Annotated in this window: 15 protein-coding genes; 12 read left to right on the forward strand and 3 right to left on the reverse strand. The window is 75.4% G+C overall.

Annotated elements, in window-relative coordinates; all coding sequences use genetic code 11:
- Positions 1-31: 31 nt before the first annotated feature.
- On the reverse strand, positions 32-1,426 hold the full coding sequence (locus E4N63_RS20800; RefSeq protein ID WP_230241424.1) for a GMC family oxidoreductase: 1,395 nt from the start codon (positions 1,424-1,426) through the stop codon (positions 32-34).
- Positions 1,427-1,594: 168 nt separating this feature from the next.
- On the opposite strand from E4N63_RS20800, the gene mpaD reads away from it, so the two are divergent.
- From mpaD to E4N63_RS20820, 4 genes are read left to right on the forward strand one after another with little or no spacing between them, the layout of a single operon-like run.
- Complete coding sequence (mpaD, locus tag E4N63_RS20805; RefSeq protein WP_125622801.1) at positions 1,595-2,893, forward strand: daptide-type RiPP biosynthesis aminotransferase; 1,299 nt, start codon at positions 1,595-1,597, stop codon at positions 2,891-2,893.
- Positions 2,890-4,881 carry an amino acid adenylation domain-containing protein gene (locus E4N63_RS20810; RefSeq protein ID WP_230241425.1) on the forward strand — a complete coding sequence of 664 codons (1,992 nt, stop codon included), beginning with the start codon at positions 2,890-2,892 and terminating at the stop codon, positions 4,879-4,881. The genes mpaD and E4N63_RS20810 overlap by 4 nt, the downstream gene beginning before the upstream one ends.
- A gap of 42 nt (positions 4,882-4,923) precedes the next feature.
- Positions 4,924-5,973 carry a ketoacyl-ACP synthase III family protein gene (locus tag E4N63_RS20815; protein WP_043461901.1) on the forward strand — a complete coding sequence of 350 codons (1,050 nt, stop codon included), beginning with the start codon at positions 4,924-4,926 and terminating at the stop codon, positions 5,971-5,973.
- Positions 5,970-6,791, forward strand: coding sequence for a bifunctional 2-polyprenyl-6-hydroxyphenol methylase/3-demethylubiquinol 3-O-methyltransferase UbiG (locus E4N63_RS20820; protein ID WP_125622804.1), 822 nt, complete (start codon positions 5,970-5,972; stop codon positions 6,789-6,791). Before E4N63_RS20815 ends, E4N63_RS20820 begins: the two co-directional genes overlap by 4 nt.
- A gap of 120 nt (positions 6,792-6,911) precedes the next feature.
- On the opposite strand, the gene E4N63_RS20825 is transcribed toward E4N63_RS20820, so the two are convergent.
- Complete coding sequence (locus E4N63_RS20825) at positions 6,912-8,033, reverse strand: winged helix DNA-binding domain-containing protein (RefSeq protein WP_230241426.1); 1,122 nt, start codon at positions 8,031-8,033, stop codon at positions 6,912-6,914.
- Between the two features lie 16 nt (positions 8,034-8,049).
- Complete coding sequence (locus E4N63_RS20830) at positions 8,050-8,508, reverse strand: nuclear transport factor 2 family protein (RefSeq protein ID WP_125622806.1); 459 nt, start codon at positions 8,506-8,508, stop codon at positions 8,050-8,052.
- A 140-nt stretch (positions 8,509-8,648) separates the two neighbouring features.
- Here E4N63_RS20830 and E4N63_RS20835 point away from each other — a divergent pair, with 140 nt between their 5' ends.
- The 8 genes from E4N63_RS20835 to E4N63_RS20870 all read left to right on the forward strand — a co-directional run bounded on the left by E4N63_RS20835 (position 8,649) and on the right by E4N63_RS20870 (position 16,961).
- Positions 8,649-9,770, forward strand: coding sequence for an epoxide hydrolase family protein (locus tag E4N63_RS20835; protein WP_125622807.1), 1,122 nt, complete (start codon positions 8,649-8,651; stop codon positions 9,768-9,770).
- A 99-nt stretch (positions 9,771-9,869) separates the two neighbouring features.
- Positions 9,870-11,078 (forward strand): cytochrome P450, encoded by a 1,209-nt coding sequence (locus E4N63_RS20840; RefSeq protein WP_125622808.1) that lies wholly within the window; start codon positions 9,870-9,872, stop codon positions 11,076-11,078.
- The gene (locus tag E4N63_RS20845; RefSeq protein ID WP_228429536.1) at positions 11,075-12,232 is read left to right on the forward strand and encodes a CaiB/BaiF CoA-transferase family protein; all 1,158 of its coding nucleotides are present in this window, start codon (positions 11,075-11,077) and stop codon (positions 12,230-12,232) included. Before E4N63_RS20840 ends, E4N63_RS20845 begins: the two co-directional genes overlap by 4 nt.
- 10 nt (positions 12,233-12,242) lie before the next feature.
- Positions 12,243-13,859, forward strand: a complete 1,617-nt coding sequence (cimA, locus tag E4N63_RS20850; protein WP_125622809.1) for a citramalate synthase — start codon at positions 12,243-12,245, stop codon at positions 13,857-13,859.
- Positions 13,860-13,887: 28 nt separating this feature from the next.
- Positions 13,888-14,916 carry a ketoacyl-ACP synthase III family protein gene (locus E4N63_RS20855; protein WP_043461746.1) on the forward strand — a complete coding sequence of 343 codons (1,029 nt, stop codon included), beginning with the start codon at positions 13,888-13,890 and terminating at the stop codon, positions 14,914-14,916.
- A 90-nt stretch (positions 14,917-15,006) separates the two neighbouring features.
- Positions 15,007-16,002: an aromatase/cyclase gene (locus E4N63_RS20860; protein ID WP_230241427.1), complete on the forward strand. Its 996-nt coding sequence runs from the start codon at positions 15,007-15,009 to the stop codon at positions 16,000-16,002.
- Positions 15,989-16,627: an antibiotic biosynthesis monooxygenase family protein gene (locus E4N63_RS20865; protein ID WP_125622811.1), complete on the forward strand. Its 639-nt coding sequence runs from the start codon at positions 15,989-15,991 to the stop codon at positions 16,625-16,627. Before E4N63_RS20860 ends, E4N63_RS20865 begins: the two co-directional genes overlap by 14 nt.
- Before the next feature lie 136 nt (positions 16,628-16,763).
- Positions 16,764-16,961: an acyl-CoA carboxylase subunit epsilon gene (locus tag E4N63_RS20870; protein ID WP_125622812.1), complete on the forward strand. Its 198-nt coding sequence runs from the start codon at positions 16,764-16,766 to the stop codon at positions 16,959-16,961.
- Positions 16,962-16,964: the final 3 nt, after the last annotated feature.

Raw genomic sequence — 16,964 nt, forward strand, 5'->3', positions numbered from 1 at the left:
CGTGTGCCGCCGTGCCGTGGGCCCGCTCCGGTCAGATCCAGCGGGCGGCGTGCTCGGCGGCGGTCATCACCGGGAGGTTGGTGTTGACCGAGGGGACCTCGGGGAACACCGAGGCGTCCACCACCCGCAGCCCCTCCAGCCCGTGCACCGCGCACCGTTCGTCGACCACGGCGCCCGCCGCCGGGTCCGGGCCCATCGCGCAGGTGCCGACGGGATGGTGGTAGGTGCCGGCGTTCGCCCGGATCCACCGGTCGAGCACCGCGTCGTCCGCGTCCGGGTGCGGCGTGCCCTCCGGGGCCCGCGTCACCAGCCGGGCCAGCGGTCCGGTGCGGATCATGCGGAGCTGCTCCCGCACACCCCGGCGCAGCCCGGGCAGGTCGGCCGGGTCCGAGAGCAGGCCGAGGTCGATCAGCGGCGGGTCGGCGGGACCGGCCGAGCGCAGCCGCAGCCGGCCCCGCGAACGCGGCCTCAGCAGACCGGTGTTGACGACGAACGGCTCCCGGTCCGGGCCGGGCTCCCCGCGTCCCGGCGCGGGCGGCGGCGCCCCGGCGAGGAAGTGCAGCTCGGGCACGCCGTCCCCCGCGGTGACCAGGGCCTGAAACATCGGTGACGTGATGCCCGCCGGCCCCTCCAGCCACAGGGTCACCAGCGGATGGTCCTGCAGTCCCGCACCCACCCCGGGCAGGTCCAGCACCGGCTCCACGCCGAGCCGGCGCAGCTCCGCCGGGTCCCCCACGCCGCTGCGCAGCAGGACGGCCGGGCTGCCGTACGCGCCGGCCGCCAGCACCGTCACACCGGCCGTGAACTCCCGGCCGTCGGCCAGCCGTACGCCGCGCGCCCGGCCGCCGGAGACGAGGACCCGGTCCACGGCGGCACCGGTGAGGACGGTGAGGTTCGCCCGGCCGCGGGCGGCCGCCAGATGCGTCACCACCGTGCTCTGCCGCACCCCGCCGGCCTCGTTGAGCGGCACCGGCCCGGCCCCGAGGGCGTCCGGCGCGTTGTGGTCCTCCACCGGCTTGTGCCCCAGGACCACCGCCGTGTCCAGGAACGCCCGGCTCAGTTCGGACAGTTCGCGGGAGTCCGGGCGGCGGACGGGAACGGTCTCCGCCACCGCGCGGCGGGCCGGCGTCAGGTCCGCGTGGGACCAGCCGCGGACCGCCCACCGCTCCGCCCAGGCGTCCTGGTCGGCGGGCCGGCCGTGCAGGGCGATGGCGGCGTTGACCGCGGAGCAGCCGCCGAGGATCCGGCCGCGGGGCAGCGGCCGCCCGTCTTCGCCGGTGTACCCCCACAGATGGGCGGGCCCCCGGAAGACGGGGTCGTCCGGTCCGGCCTCCAGCAGCAGCACCCGGCGGTCCGGGTCCTCGCTCAGCCGGGCCGCCAGCACTCCGCCGGCCGACCCGCCGCCCACGATGATCACTCCGTACATGCGTGTCCCCCTTCCAAACACAGGTGCGCGCAGTGTCCGCCGGGGCCCTGCAGTACCGGTCGAGCCGGACGCGCGCGGGGGCGGCGGTGCCGGTGCACCGGTCCTCCACCGGAGCTGGAGGCGCGGCCGTCAGCATGCGGCCGTGGCCACCCGACCGAGGAGGACGGCATGACGACCGAGACCCGCTATCCGCTGTGGGAGCAGTTCGGCCCGCCGAGTTCTTTCGCCGACCCCGCCCGCACCGCGATCCGGGCCGAGGGCACCAGGGTCCTCTACGCCGACGGGCGGTGGCGCCTCTGCGGCACCAGCGGCCTCTGGAACGTCAACTTCGGCTACAACAACCCGCGGGTCGCCGACGCCATCGGCGAGGCCCTGCGCACCGCCTCCTACCTGCCCGCCTTCCGGAACAGCCACCGGCGCGCGGTGGACGCCTCCCGCGCCCTGGTCGAGCTCTGCGGCCCGGAGCACTTCGGCCGGGTCATCCACTCGACCTCCGGCAGCGCCGCCAACGACGTCACCATGAAACTCGCCCGCCAGTACGCTGCCCTGCGCGGCGAGCCCGGCCGCCGCCTCGTCGTCGGGCTCAAGGGCAGCTACCACGGCATGACCTACGGCGCCCACGGGCTGACCGGGGAGGACCTCGGCCAGGCCGCCTACTCCGTGGACCGCAGCCTGGTGCGGCACGTCCGCCACGACGACCCGGCCGAACTGGCCGCGCTGCTGGGCGCCGAGGGCGAGCGGGTGGCCGCGGTCGTCGTCGAACCCGTCCTCGGCTCGGGCGCCTTCCCGCTGCCGGAGACCATGCTCACGGCCCTGGCCGCCCTGCGGGAGACCTACGGCTTCCTGCTGGTGGCCGACGAGGTCGCCACCGGATTCGGGCGCACCGGGCGGAACTTCGCCTCCGAGGCCTGGCCGGTGCGCCCGGACGTGCTGATCACCTCCAAGGGGCTCACCAACGGCACCTGCGGCGCCGCCGCCGTCCTCGTCAGCCACCGGGTGTGCGAGGAGTTCGAGCGGGCCGACGCGGTGCTGGTGCACGGCGAGACCCAGGCCGCCGCACCCACCACCTGCGCGGCGATCACCGCGTCCATCGGGGAGCTGGAGCGGCTCAACGGCGCCCGGCCGGCCCGCGGGACCGGCGAGCGGCTCACCGGCGTCCTGGCCGGGCTCTCCGGCCACCCGCTGGTCACCGGGCACGGCGGCACCGGCTGCTTCCAGGCGCTGCGGCTCGGCACCGACGGAGGCCAACTCCCCTTCCCGGGCGTCCTCCTGACGGTCGCCGCGCTGCGCCGCGCCGGGCTGACCGTGCAACCGGGCCCCGGCTGCGTCCAGCTCATCCCCACCCTCGTCTACGGCGACGAGGACTTCGAGGAGCTGGCGGCCTGCCTGCGCACCGGCCTGGACGAGGCCGCGGAGACGCTGCTGACGGGACCGCTCGCCGCGGGGCCGGTGGGGGCGGCCCGGTGAACCCCTTCGAGGACACCGGCGGCCGGTACCGGGTCCTGGCCGACGACGAGGGCCGGCACTCGCTGTGGCCCGAGCCGCTGCCCGTGCCGCCCGGCTGGCGCACGGTGCACGGCCCGGGACCGTACGACTCCTGCGTGGCCCACGTCGAGGAGCACTGGACCGACCAGCGCCCGGCGTCCCTGGCGGCCGGCCGGGCCGGGCCGGCCGGAGCCCCGGGCCGGATGCCGGCCGAGCTGCTGGAGGAGGGGGCCGCCCGCGACCCCGGGGCGGCCGCGGTGGTCTACGAGGACGAGACCCTCACCCACCGCGAACTGCACACCCGCGCCGACCGCCTCGCCCGCCGGCTGGCCGCCCGCGGTGTCGGGCCGGAGAGCGTGGTGGCGGTCCTGCTGCCCCGCTCGGCCGAGCTGGTCGTCGCCATGGTGGCGGTGCTGAAGGCGGGCGGCGCCTACCTGCCCGTGGAGACCGGCTACCCCCGGGAGCGCAGAGAGTTCCTGCTCCGCGACGCCCGCCCCGCCCTCGTGCTCACCCCGGACCACCCGGTGCTGCGCGACGAGCCGGGGGAGCGGGGGGAGTCCGGAGAGCAGGGGGAGCCGGCCGGCGGCGGCCCCGGAGACGGCCCCGGCCCCGACCGGAGCGGACTGCGCCCGGACCACCCGGCCTACGTCGTCTACACCTCCGGCTCCACCGGCACCCCCAAGGGCATCGTCATGCCCTGCCGCGGCCTGGCCAACCTGCTCGAATGGCACCGCACCGCCATGCCCGTGCGGCCGGGGAAGCGCACCGCGCAGTTCACCGCGATCGGCTTCGACTTCTCCGTCCAGGAGATCCTGGCCGCCCTCGTCGCCGGGCAGACGGTGGTGATCCCGCCCGACGAGGTGCGCACCGACATGGACGCCATGGCCGAGTGGTGCGACCGGCAGCGGGTGAACGAACTGTTCGCACCGACCTCGGTGCTCGACGCGCTCCTCGCCGCCGCCCGCGCCCGGGGCTCCGACCTGCCCGCCCTCACCGACGTCTACCAGGGCGGCGAGGCGCTGACCGTCGACGGCCGCATCCGCGCCTTCGCGGCCGGCCGCCCCGCCGGCCCGCTGCGCGTGCACAACATCTACGGACCCGCCGAGACCCACGCCGCCACCGCGTACACCCTCGACGGCGACCCCACCGACTGGCCCGCCGCCGCCCCGCTGGGCCCGGCCCTGACCGGAGCCCGCTGCTACGTGCTCGACGAGCGGCTCCGCCCCGCGGACACCGGGGAGCTGTACATCGCGGGCGCCCAGCTCGCCCGCGGCTATCTGGGCCGGCCCGGCCTGACCGCGCGGCGGTTCGTCGCCGATCCGTACGGCGCCCCGGGCGAGCGGATGTACCGCAGCGGGGACCTGGTGCGCCGGGACGCCGCCGGCGAGCTGGTCTTCGCCGGCCGCACCGACGACCAGGTGAAGATCCGCGGCTTCCGGGTGGAGCCCGGCGAGACCGAGGCGGCGCTGCTGCGCCACCCCGGCGTCGGCCGGGCCGCGGTGGTGGCCCGGCGGGACGCCGGCGGTCACCGGCTGGTCGGCTACGTGACCCGCTCCGGCCCGGACCCCGTGGACCCGGCGGCCCTGCGCGCGCACGCCGAGGCGCTGCTCCCCGCCCACCAGGTGCCGGCGGTCCTGGTGGAGCTGGACGACCTGCCGCTGACGGCCAACGGCAAGCTCGACCGCTCCGCCCTGCCCGACCCCGGGGCACCGGGCGAGGGGGAGCCCGGGGCACCGGCCGGCCGCACCCCGACCGAGCGGGCCCTGTGCGCCCTGTTCGGCGAGGTGCTGGGCATCCCGGCGCCCGGCCCCGCCGAGGACTTCTTCCGGCTGGGCGGGCACTCCCTGCTCGCCGCCGAGCTGACCGAGAGGGTGCGCGGCCGGCTGGGCCGGCGCATCTCCGTCCGGTCCGTGTACCGCACCCCCACGCCGACCGGCCTCGCCGAACTGCTGGACACCGCCGCGCGGTGACCCCGGCGGCCGGACCGGCCCGCCCACTGGAAGGAGAGCACTGTGCGTTGGCAGGACCTCTACATCGCCGGACTCGGCAGCCGCTTCCCGGACCGCGTCGAAACGGCCGAGGAGGCGATCGCCGCCGGCCGCTACACCGCACGCGACCGGGACACCAGCGGCTTCCGAGCGGTCCGGGTGGCGGACGACGGTGAACCGGGGCCGGTGCTGGCCGCCCGCGCCGGGCGGCTCGCCCTGGAGCGCTCCGGGCTGCGCGGGGAGGAGATCTCCCTGGTGCTGCACGCCTACGCGGCCCACCAGGGACGCGACATCTGGTCCCCGGCCAGCTACGTGGAGATGGCCGTCCTGTCCTCCGGGGCACCCGCCTACGAGATCCGGCAGGGCTGCAACGGCGGCCTCTCCGCCCTGGAACTCGCCGCCTCCCACCTCACCGCCCGCCCGGACGCCCGGGCGGCGCTGATCACCACCGGTGACGCCTTCCACCTCCCCTACCTGGACCGGTGGAACACCGACGACCAGATGGTCTACGGCGACGCGGGCGCGGCGCTGGTGCTCTCCACCCGCCCCGGCCCGCTGCGCCTGCTGGCCACCGCCTCGGTCGGCGACTCCTCGCTGGAGATCCTCGACCGCGGCCCGGGGCCGTGGACCCGGGCCCCGCTGGAGGGCGGCGCCCCGGTCGATCTCGCGGCCCGCAAACGGGACTACTTCGACGCCGAGGAGAACGAGTTCGCCTTCGAGGAGGTCCTGGCCCGGCTGCGGAAGGGCTCCGAGCAGGCGGTCGGCCGCGCCCTGGCGGACGCCGGGACGGAACTGTCCGCGATCCGCTGGTGCGTGCACACCACCTTCCCCGGACCGGTCGCGCAGTCGGCCGTGTACGGGCCGCTCGGCTTCTCCCGGGAGGCGACCACCTACGACTGGGCGCTGGAACACGGCCAGCTCGGGGCCGGGGACCAGATCGCCGGCCTCGACCACCTGGTGCGGTCCGAAAGCCCCCGCCCGGGGGACCGCGTCCTGCTCTACGGGGTGGGCGCCGGGCACGTATGGACGGTCGCCGTCCTCGAATTCACAGCAGAAGGGCAGACCCAGCCATGACCACCGACATCACCGAGGCCACCGGGACCACCGGCGCCACCGGACCGGTGCCCGCGGGAGCCGCCGGCGCCCCCGGCCACGAGCCGCTGCTCGGCGATCCCTTCGGCGCGGTACTCCGGCGCTGCCTGGACGGCGGCGGCACCCGCGACCTGGCCTTCGAAGTCGTCGAACGCGACGACGGGTTCATCATCGCGCAGGACGCGGGCATCTACTTCGCGCCGCCCGAGGAGTGGCCGCCCACCGAGCAGTGGGCGGTGGAACGGGCCCGGGGCCGGGTGCTGGACGTCGGCTGCGGCGCCGGCCGGCACGGTCTGGCGCTGCGGAAGGCCGGCCTCGACGTCCTGGGCGTGGACTCCTCGCCGGGCGCGGCCGAGGTCGCCCGGGAACGCGGACTGGACGTGCTGGAGGCCCGGTTCACCGAGCTGCCCGCCCGGCTGCCGGACGGAGCCGGGCCGTTCGACACCTTTCTGCTGCTCGGCAACGGCACCGGCCTGCTCGGCACCCCGGCGCAGGCCCGGGAGACCCTGGGCGCGCTGGCCGAGGTGGCCGCGCCGGGCGCGGTGATCCTCGGCGACGGGCTGGACGTGCCCGTGCCGCCGGACCGCGCCGCCTACGAGCGGTGGAACGCCGAACGCGGCCGGCCCGAGGGCTTCGTCCGGATCCGGCTCCGCGACCGGCTGCTGGCCGGGGAGTGGTTCGACTACGCCATGATCTCCCCGGACGACCTGGGCCGCGTCCTGGCCGGAACCCGCTGGGAGCCGGCGTCCGTCGAGCGGTCCGGCGTCCGCTACCTCGCCACCCTGCGGCTCCGGGACTGACAACGGCCCGGCCGGCGGCCCGGTACCGGTCCCCACCGGTGCCGGGCCGCCGCGCGCTCCGGCCGGACGGCCCCGCCGCACGGCCGGACGCGCGCCAGGGTACCGGCCGCTCCGCCGCCCTCAGGCGCCGGCGGCCACGCCGGTCACCCGGACCTCGTGCCGGGGCGCGTCGGGCGCGGCGAGGGCGAGCAGGGCCGTGGCCTCGTCGTGCACCGCGGCGAGCACGCTGTCGTCGAGCCGCCGGAAGGGCTCGACCTCCACGGCCGTGGCCTCCCGGCCCGTGTCGAGCCGCCACCGCCCGGCGACCCGGCCGTCGACCAGCACGGTGGCGGCCACCATCCCGTTCTTCGTGTTGGTGATCCGCCGGTGCTCGTCGCTTATCACCCGGTTCCGGTCGGCGTACGCGACGAGGAGGTTGTCGTACTCGGGCAGCAGCCGTACCGGCGCGGGCGTGTCCGGGCCGGGGCGCGGGGCGTCCGGCAGGTCGAAGAGCTCGGCGCCGCTGCCGGCGGCGCGGAACACCCTTAATTGCGGCCGGAGTTCACGGATGTGCGCGGCCAGCCGGGTCAGCCCGGACCACGCCTGGACGTCCTTGACGGAGGCCGGGCCGAACGCGGCGAGGTAGCGCAGGATCATCCGGGAGGGGTCCTTCTCCGCGGGCAGTGGCCGGCCGAACCAGGACTCCACGGTGGTGAGCGGCACCGAGCCGCCGCGGCCCCAGGTGCCGCCCGGCGGCACGTACACGGCGGGCAGCAGGTACTGCACGGAGTACAGGAGCTGCCGCGCGTCCCGGTCCGGCCAGCGCTCCGCCAGCAGGGCCTTCAGCTCCGTCCCGTTGCGCGGCTTCTCGTCCAGCTTCTCCGCCGCGAACGCGGTGAGTTCGGCCAGGTCGAGCCCCTCGGTGGCGCGCCGGAAGAAGCCGCGCTGCGCGCGTTCGAAGACCGGCTGGAGCACCGGCCGCAGGGCGAGGAAGTCCTCGGCCGTGACGACGTGCAGGGTGCCGCGCATCATCCCGCCGCGCACCGCCTCCCGGCGCTCCAGCAGCTCCGTCAGGTCGTCGAGCGCGAAGCGGGTGAGCCGGGTCCACAGGCCCAGATAGGGCGGGTTGGGCACCTGCGCCTGGAGTCCCACCAGATGGGTCAGCGCCTCCGGGACCGTCAGGTCGTGGCGGCGCAGCAGGAGCTGGCGCTCCAGCGTGGCGCGGTTGAGCGCGCGGTCGTCGAGTTCGGGCGTGTCGGTCATGGGGCATTCTTTCCGGTCAGGACCGCTCGGCGAGGCGTCCCTCCCAGATCCGGCTGGGATCGGCCGTGTCGTGGCGGATGAAGCGGTAGCGGGTGAGCAGTTCGCCGTCGCGCCGGACCAGGACGTCCCGCACCGTGCAGGAGGGTTCGAACGAGACCCGGCCCTCGGCGTCGACCAGACTCACCATCGCGAGATACCCGCAGTGCACCTCGCCGTCCTCCGCGGCCGTGACGGTGATGCGGTCGTACCAGTGCCGCATCGCCTTCCCCGCGTACCGGGCCACGCCGGTGCGCGTGCCCTCGACGAGCTGCTCCCGGCCCGCCAGGCGCCAGCCCATGGCGTGCTCGAAGACCCCGTCCTCGGTGAAGGTCGCGGCGTACTCCTCGATCCGGCCCTCCTCCATCAGCGGCATCTGCCGGGCGTAGTACTGCACCACCTCGCAGTAGAGGTCGGCGTCGGTCGTGGTGCCGGCCATGGTGGCCCCCTCGGTGATCGGTGATCCGTGCGTGCTCGGTGCTCCGCAGGCTGCCCCACCGGGGTCCAGAGCGGCTGGAGGGCCGCTCAAGCTGCGGATGCGCAGTCTGGGACCGCCGACGACCCGACCGTGGAGGACACATGAGCCGGCCCGTGGAGCCCTACCGCATCGCGATACCCGAGGACGAGCTCACCGAGCTGCGGGACCGGCTCGCGCGCACCCGCTGGCCCGACCCCGGGACGGTGGACGACTGGTCGCAGGGCGTGCCCCTGGACTACGTCCGGGAGCTGGCCGCGTACTGGGCGGACGGCTACGACTGGCGCGCCGCCGAGGCCCGGATGAACGCGTATCCGCAGTTCCGCACCGAGATCGGCGGGCTGGGCGTGCACTTCCTGCACGCGCGCTCCCCGCACCCGGGGGCGCTGCCGCTGCTGCTCCTGCACGGCTGGCCGGGCACCTTCGCCGAGTTCCTCGACGTCGTCGGGCCGCTGACCGACCCGGCCGACCCGGCCGACGCCTTCCACGTGGTCTGCCCCTCGCTGCCCGGGTACGGGTTCGGCGACCGCCCCACCGCTCCCGGCTGGGGCGTCGAGCGGATCGCGGAGACCTTCGCGGAGCTGATGAGCCGGCTCGGCTACGAGCGGTTCGCCGCGCACGGCGGGGACTGGGGCTCGTTCGTCACCGCTCAGCTCGCGCACCACGTCCCCGGCCGGCTCGCGGGCGTGCACGTCACGATGGCGTTCGCCGGGCCCCCGGAGGACGCGCCGCCGCTCACCGAGGCGGACCGCGCCGGGCTGGCGCGGCTGGAGGAGTTCCGGCGGACCGGCTCCGCCTACGCGGCCGTCCAGTCCACCCGCCCGCAGACCCTCGGCTACGGACTCACCGACTCGCCGGCCGGCCAGCTCGCCTGGATCGCCGAGAAGTACGCGGAGTGGACCGACCACGACGGCGACCCGGAGAAGGCCGTGCCGCGCGACCGGCTGCTGGACACCGCGAGCGTGTACTGGTTCACCGCGACGGCGACCTCCTCCGCCCGGCTCTACTGGGAGAGTTACGCCGACGGCCCCGCGCACCCGGTGCCCGTCCCCTCCGGCGTCACGGTCTTCCCCCGGGACGCCCGGATGCCGCGGGCGTGGGTCGAGAGCCGCTTCACCGGTCTGCGCCACTGGTGCGACGCCGGCAGCGGCGGCCACTTCCCCGCGATCGAGCGCCCCGACTTCCTCGTCGACGAACTGCGCGGGTTCTTCCATCCGCTCCGCTGACCGTTCGAGAGCACGTCCAGCCGCACTCCAGGGCCACCGCCAACCGTGGTCCGCACATCGATGGAGCACCGACCGAGCACCGCACAGAGAGGGAACGCGATGACCCAGGCCGCCACCGAACTCCCGGACTTCCCCTGGCACCGCGGCTGCCCCATGGCCGCCCCCAAGGAGTACGCGGAGATCCGATCCAGCGAACCGATCAAGAAGGTCCGGCTCGCGACCGGGCGTGTCGCCTGGGTGGTCACCCGCCACGAGCACGTCAAGGCGCTGCTGACCGACCCCCGCGCCAGCTCCGACCGGGCGCACGAGGGATTCCCGTACTACATCGACGTGCCGCAGCAGTTCCGCACCGAGGGCTCCTTCATCGGATGGGACCCGCCCAAGCACACCCTGCACCGCCGGATGGCGGCGCTCTCCGGCGACTTCACCAAGCAGCGCGTGCGCCACATGCGCCCGCGGATGCAGGAGATCGTCGACGAGTGCATCGACCGGATGCTGGAGACCGGCCCCCCGGTCGACCTGGTGCACATGCTGGCCCTGCGGGTCCCCATGACCATCGTCTGCGAGATCCTCGGCATCCCCGCCGAGGACCAGGACTACCTGCACTCCTGCACCGACATCCTGTTCGGCGGGCGCAGCACCGCCGAGGAGCGCTCCGCCGCCATCGTCCGGGTCGGAAAGTATCTGGAGGAGCTGGTCGCCCGCAAGGAGGAGCACCCGGAGGAGGACCTGGTCAGCCGGATGATCGCCCGCTACCGGACACAGGGCAACTACGACCGGCGCGAGATGTGCAACGTGACCCGGCTGCTGCTCAACGGCGGGCACGAGACCAGCGCCGCGATGATCGCGCTCAGCGTCATGTCGCTGCTGGAGAACCCGGACCAGCTCGCGGCCTACCGGTCCGACCCGGAGCTGGCGCCCAAGGCGATCGAGGAACTGCTGCGCTATCTGTCCCCCGGCGACCTCGCCACCTCCCGGGTCGCGCTCGCCGACATCGAGATCGGCGACGTGGTCATCCGCGAGGGCGAGGGCATGATCCTGCTCGGCATGTCCGCCAACCGGGACCCGGACGTCTTCGACCGCCCCGACGAACTCGACCTGAGCCGGGGCGACCGGACCCACCTCGCCTTCGGGCACGGCGTCCACCACTGCATCGGCGCGGAGATCGCCCGGGTGGAGCTGGACGTCGTCCTCAGCACCCTCTTCCGCCGGATACCGGAGCTGCGGCTGGCCAAGCCCTGGCAGGAGCTGTCCTACAAGGACGGCAACGTCATGTACGGCGTCTACGAGATGCCGGTGACCTGGTGACCGAGGCCCTGCCGGGGGCCGTGTCCGGGGCCGGCCCGCTCGCCGGGCTCCGCGTGGTGGAGCTCGCCGGGATCGGGCCGGCCCCGTACGCCTGCCTGCTGCTGGCCGAGATGGGTGCCGCGGTCGTCCGCGTCGACCGCCCCGGCGGCGGCCGCTCCTTCGCGGAGTGGCACCGGCTGCTGGACCGCGGCCGGCAGCGCGCCGTGGAGCTGGACCTGAAGACCCCGGAGGGCGCGGCCCGGCTGCTGCGGGAGGCGGCGGAGGCCGATGTGCTGGTGGAGGGGTTCCGGCCCGGCGTCGCCGAACGCCTCGGCATCGGCCCGGGGCCGTGCCAGGCGCGCAACCCGGGCCTGGTGTACGCCCGGATGACCGGCTGGGGCCAGGACGGCCCGCTGGCCGGCACGGCCGGGCACGACATCAACTACCTGGCGCTGAGCGGCGCGCTGCACGCGGTCGGGGAGGAGGGCGGCCCCCCGGTGCCGCCGCTCAACCTCCTCGGCGACTTCGCCGGCGGCAGCATGTTCCTGGTCGCCGGGGTGCTCGCCGCCCTGTACGAACGCCACCGCACCGGCCGGGGGCGGATCGTCGACGCGGCCGTGGTGGACGGGGCCGGGTCGATGCTGGGCATGCTGGTCGCCATGGCCGGCGCCGGCCAGTGGCGGCACGAGCGGGGCGTCAACCTCCTCGACGGCGGTGCGCCCTTCTACCGCTGCTACGCCTGCGCCGACGGCCGTCACATCGCCGTCGGCGCGCTGGAGGAGCCGTTCTACCGCTCCCTGCTCGACGGGCTCGGCCTGAACGGGGAGCACCTTCCCGACCGCTGGGACCGGGACAACTGGCCCGCTCTGCGGCAGCGGTTCGCCGCCGCCTTCGCGCGCCGGGACCGCGACGCCTGGGCCGCCCGGTTCGCCGGCACCGACGCCTGCGTCACCCCGGTGCTGACCGCCGCCGAGGCCGCGGACCACCCGCACCACCGGGCCCGGCGCAGCGGCCCGGCCGCCCCGGCGCCGCGCTTCCGGGACCCGGCCGCCGCCCCGGCCGCTCCACCGGCCGGGCCCGTACCGCCGTTCGAGGCCGGATCGAGGACGGCTCCAGCCGGCCGCCGGACCGTGACCGGACGGTCGCGGACGCCGGCGACGACACCACCGAGTTGAGGGAGGGGCGATGACCGCGCAGCGCTTCCAGCTGTACGACACGACCCTGCGGGACGGAACGCAGCAGGAAGGCATGGTGCTGACGGTCGACGACAAGCTCGCCGTCGCCCGCCACCTGGACGCCTTCGGCGTCGGCTTCATCGAGGGCGGCTGGCCGGGCGCCGTACCGAAGGACACCGAGTTCTTCCGGCGGGCCCGCACCGAACTGCGCCTGGGCACCGCGGAGCTGGCGGCCTTCGGCGCGACCCGCAAACCCGGCGTCCCGGCCGCCGCCGACCCGCAGGTGCGCGCACTGCTGGACGCGGAGACCCCCGTCGTGACCCTGGTGGCCAAGAGCCACCCGCGCCATGTGGAGCTCGCGCTGCGCACCACCCTCGCCGAGAACCTCGCCATGATCGGCGACACCGTCCGGCTGCTGGTCCGGGAGGGCCGGCGGGTGTTCGTGGACGCCGAGCACTACGTCGACGGCTACCGGCTCGACCGCGGCTACGCGCTGGACGTGGTCCGCGCCGCCGCCGACGCCGGGGCCGAGGCCGTCGTCCTGTGCGACACCAACGGCGGCTCGCTGCCGGACGCCGTCCGCGCCGTCGTCACCGCCACCGCCGGGGCGACCGGGGTGCCGCTCGGCATCCACTGCCACGACGACTCCGGCTGCGCCGTGGCCAACACCATCGCGGCCGTGGACGCCGGGGTCCGCCACGTCCAGGGCACGGCGCACGGCTACGGCGAACGCTGCGGCAACGCCGACCTGTTCACCGTCGCGGCCAATCTCGTCCTCAAGCGCGGCCTGCCGGTCGTCCCGGCCGCCCGGCTGCGGGGGATGGCGCTCTCGGCGCGGGCCGTCGCGGAGCTCACCGGCGTACCGGGCCGGGCTGCGGCCCCGTACGTCGGCCCCGCGGCCTTCACCCACAAGGCGGGCCTGCACGCCTCCGCGCTCCGCGTCGACCCCGGCCTGTACCAGCACATCGACCCGGCCCTGGTCGGCAACGGGATGCGCACCCTCGTCTCGGACATGGGCGGCCGCTCCTCGGTGGAGCTCAAGGCCCGCGAGCTGGGCTACGAGGTCGACGCGGGCTCGGAGACGGTGGCGCGCGCCGCCGCCCGGATCAAGGACCTGGAGAACCGCGGCCACAGCTTCGAGTCCGCCGACGCCTCCTTCGAGCTGCTGCTCCGCGAGGAACTGGACGGCGGCGGCCGCCCCGCCCGCCCGTTCGAGGTGGTGTCCTGGGACGTCCGGGTGGACGCCGGCCCGGCCGGCCGGGCCCCGACCCGGGCGCGGGTGCGGCTCCGGATCGACGGGGTGCCGCTCGTCGCGGAGGGCGAGGGCAACGGCCCCGTCAACGCGCTCGACCGGGCCCTGCACGCGGCGCTCGACCCGTTCTTCCCGCAGCTCGCCGGGCTGGAACTGACGGACTACCAGGTGCGGGTGCTGGGCCGTGGCAGCGAGGCCGCCGCCCGGGTCCTGATCACCTTCGGCGACGGGCGGCGCACCTGGGGCACCGTCGGCGTCGACGAGAACACGGTGGCCGCCTCCTGGCGCGCCCTGCTGGACGCGGTGCACTACGCGCTGCTCGACACGGCGGCACCGGCCGCCGCGGAGCCGTCCCGCTGCGCGGCGGCCGGCTGACCGGGGATCACCGACAGGGGGAGTGGCTGTGCGCGTGGAGAACGTCTTCATACGGGGCACCGGGATCCGGCTGCCCGGATCCCTGCGGGTGGCCGACGCCGTGGCCGCCGGGGACTGCCCGGCCCGGCTCGCGTCGGCGACCGGCGTGCTGTCGGTGTCCCACTCGGCGGACGAGTCGGCGGCCGAGATGGCGGTCGCCGCGGCCCGTTCGGCGCTGCGGCGGGCCGGCTCGTCCCCCGGGGACATCGACCTCATCCTGCACGCCGACACCTACCACCAGGGCCAGGACCTGTGGCCCGTCGCCTCCTACATCCAGCGCGAGACCACCGGCAACTCCTGCCCCGCGATCGAGATCCGGCAGATGTCCAACGGCGGCATGGCCGCCCTCGACCTCGCCACCGCGTATCTCACCGCGGCCCCGCACCGCTGCGACGCGCTGCTCACCACCGCCGACCGGTTCTGCGAACCCGGCATCGACCGCTGGCGCACCGACCCCGGCACCCCGTACGCCGACGGCGGCACCGCGCTGGTCCTCTCCCGGCGCGGCGGCTACGCCCGGCTGGTGTCGCTCGCCGTGCTCGCCGACTCCGAGCTGGAGCCGATGCACCGCGGTGACGACCCGTTCGGGAAGGCGCCGTTCAGCCATCGCATTCCGGTCGACTTCGAGGAGGCGAAACGCGCCTTCACGGCCCGCGCCGGCATGTCGTACGCCATCACCCGGGCCAACGCGGGCCAGCGGAGCGTCGTCAAGCAGGCCCTGGCCGACGCCGGCATGGAACTGGCCGACGCCGACTGGGTGGTGCTGCCGCACTTCGGCCGCCGCCGCCTCAGCACCATCTACTACGGGCCGTACGGCATCGATCCGGCCCGCACCACCTGGGAGTGGAGCCGCACGGTGGGGCATCTGGGCGCGGGCGACCAGTTCGCGGGCCTGGACTACCTGGTGGGCTCCGGCTCGGCCGTGCCCGGGGACCGCTGCGTCCTCATCGGGGTCGGCGCGGGCTACAGCTGGGGCTGCGCGGTGGTGGACATCCTCGACCGGCCGGATTGGGCCTGACGGGACGCGCGCTCCAGCGGGGCTCCAGCGCCCGCTGGCAGTCTGACAACCTCCGCCGTGCGAACGGCGTGACCGAAGGGAAGGTTCGCCGTGGCGCCGAACGCTACGACAACGACGACGACCACGCCCGCCGCCGGCGGCGCGGCCCACCGCACGGAGCACACCGTCACGGTGGACGCGGCCCCGGCCGCCGTCTTCGCCCTGATCGCGGACGTCTCGGGGTGGCCGCAGGTCTTCGGCCCCACCGTGCACGCCGAGGCGGAGGAGGAGCCGGACGGCCGTCAGACGCTGCGGATCTGGGCCCTGGCGGGCGACCGGGTCCGGCACTGGACCTCCCGCCGGATCCTCGACGCGAGTGCGCGGACCGTGTCCTTCCGCCAGGTGGTGAGCGCCCACCCGGTGGCCGCCATGGGCGGCGAGTGGCGGGTCGAGCCGGTCGACGGCGGCGGCAGCCGCGTCGTCCTGCTGCACGACTACCGCGCCGTGGACGACGACCCGGCGGCCGTCGAGCTGATCGGGGAGGCCGTGGACCGCAACAGCCGCGCCGAGCTGGCGGCCCTGCGGAACGCCGCCGAACTGGGCGCGGCGCGCGACGAACTCGCGCTCACCTTCGAGGACTCGGTGGACATCGCCGGCCGCGCCGAGGACGTGTACGCCTTCCTCGACCGTGCCGACCGCTGGCCCGAGCGGCTGCCGCACGTGGCCCGCCTGGAGCTCACCGAGGACGAACCGGGCATCCAGCGCATGGACATGGACACCCGCAGCCCGGACGGTTCGGTGCACAACACCACCTCCGCGCGGATCTGCTTCCCCGACCGCCACGTGATCGTCTACAAGCAGCTCCGGGTGCCGGTGGCGATGAGCGTCCACACCGGGCGGTGGGAGATCGTGCCGCACGGCGACGGGGTGCGGGCGACCTCCCGGCACAGCGTCGTCCTCGACCCGGAGGGCGTGCGGCACGCCCTCGGGCAGCAGGCCACGTACGCCGAGGCCCGGGCCCTCGTCCGCCGGGCCCTGGGGACCAACAGCACGACCACCCTGCGGCACGCCAAGGAGTTCGCGGAGGCCGTACGTGCCCGGACGTGACCTCAGCAGGCCCCTGGCCGTGATCAACCGTTTCACGGTCAGGGGGGATGTGGAGCGTTTCGAACGGGAGTTCAGAGAGCACTCGCAGTATCTGCGCCGCCAGCCGGGTTTCGAGTTCCTGGTGACCGTGCGGCTCGTGGAGCGGCCGGACGTCTATGTGCACCTCGGCCACTGGAACCGGCTCGACAGCTTCCTCGCGGTGGTGCACGACGACGTCTTCCTGTCCCATGTGCGGAGGCTCGGCGCCATGGTGGAGACCGAGGCCGACCAGGCGGTGAGCGTCGCCCGCCGGACCCTGGAGAACGCGGTGGTCGGCGCGGCCAACGTGGTGCTCGTCCATGCCACGGTCGTGGGCGAACACCGTTTGTTCGAGGCGGGCTTCGCGGAGCTGACCGCCTCCTGCGAGCGGCTCGGCGGCTTCGGCGGCAGCGATCTGCTCCGCTCCACCATCGACCCGCGCCGGTACACCGGCCTGCTGTGGTGGCGGGACACCGGCTCCTGTGACCGGGCGCTGAGCAGCCCGGGCTTCGCCGGCTGGCGCGAACGGCAGGCCGGGACGGCCGCCGTCCGGCTCGTGGTGGAACGCACCCGGCACGTGGCGTACGAACGGATCGCGACCGACTGATCCCCGGGCCCCGCGGGCCTCTTCTCCGCGCACACACCGCACTTCCGCTCCCGGGCGAGCCGGGGACCACGCGTCCCCGGCTCGTCCGCGTTCCGCACACGAGTGCGGTTCGAGCGGCCGGGCGCACCCTGCACACATGGCGAACGAGACGCGACTCACCGTCGTACGGGGGCGGCCGGACGAGGCCGAACTGGCCGCCGTCACCGCCGTGCTGCTGGCACGGCTGCGCGGAGCACGCGGCCCGGACGCCGAACCGCCACCGCCGCCGCGCGCCGGCTGGGGACCGGGCAGGGACCGCTTCCGGCCGCCCGTGACCTGGTCCGCCCGCGCGTGACGG

The sequence above is a fragment of the Streptomyces sp. MNU89 genome (assembly GCF_020982505.1).
GTDB lineage: Bacteria > Actinomycetota > Actinomycetes > Streptomycetales > Streptomycetaceae > Streptomyces > Streptomyces xinghaiensis.

What these genes read in the sequence shown, in the direction of transcription:
- E4N63_RS20870 (WP_125622812.1), top strand. Translation starts at nt 16,764, where the DNA reads ATGGCGAACGAGACGCGACTCACCGTCGTACGGGGGCGGCCGGACGAG.
- E4N63_RS20840 (WP_125622808.1), top strand. Translation starts at nt 9,870, where the DNA reads ATGACCCAGGCCGCCACCGAACTCCCGGACTTCCCCTGGCACCGCGGC.
- E4N63_RS20820 (WP_125622804.1), top strand. Translation starts at nt 5,970, where the DNA reads ATGACCACCGACATCACCGAGGCCACCGGGACCACCGGCGCCACCGGA.
- E4N63_RS20835 (WP_125622807.1), top strand. Translation starts at nt 8,649, where the DNA reads ATGAGCCGGCCCGTGGAGCCCTACCGCATCGCGATACCCGAGGACGAG.
- E4N63_RS20830 (WP_125622806.1), bottom strand. Translation starts at nt 8,508, where the DNA reads ATGGCCGGCACCACGACCGACGCCGACCTCTACTGCGAGGTGGTGCAG.
- E4N63_RS20800 (WP_230241424.1), bottom strand. Translation starts at nt 1,426, where the DNA reads ATGTACGGAGTGATCATCGTGGGCGGCGGGTCGGCCGGCGGAGTGCTG.
- cimA (WP_125622809.1), top strand. Translation starts at nt 12,243, where the DNA reads ATGACCGCGCAGCGCTTCCAGCTGTACGACACGACCCTGCGGGACGGA.
- E4N63_RS20825 (WP_230241426.1), bottom strand. Translation starts at nt 8,033, where the DNA reads ATGACCGACACGCCCGAACTCGACGACCGCGCGCTCAACCGCGCCACG.
- mpaD (WP_125622801.1), top strand. Translation starts at nt 1,595, where the DNA reads ATGACGACCGAGACCCGCTATCCGCTGTGGGAGCAGTTCGGCCCGCCG.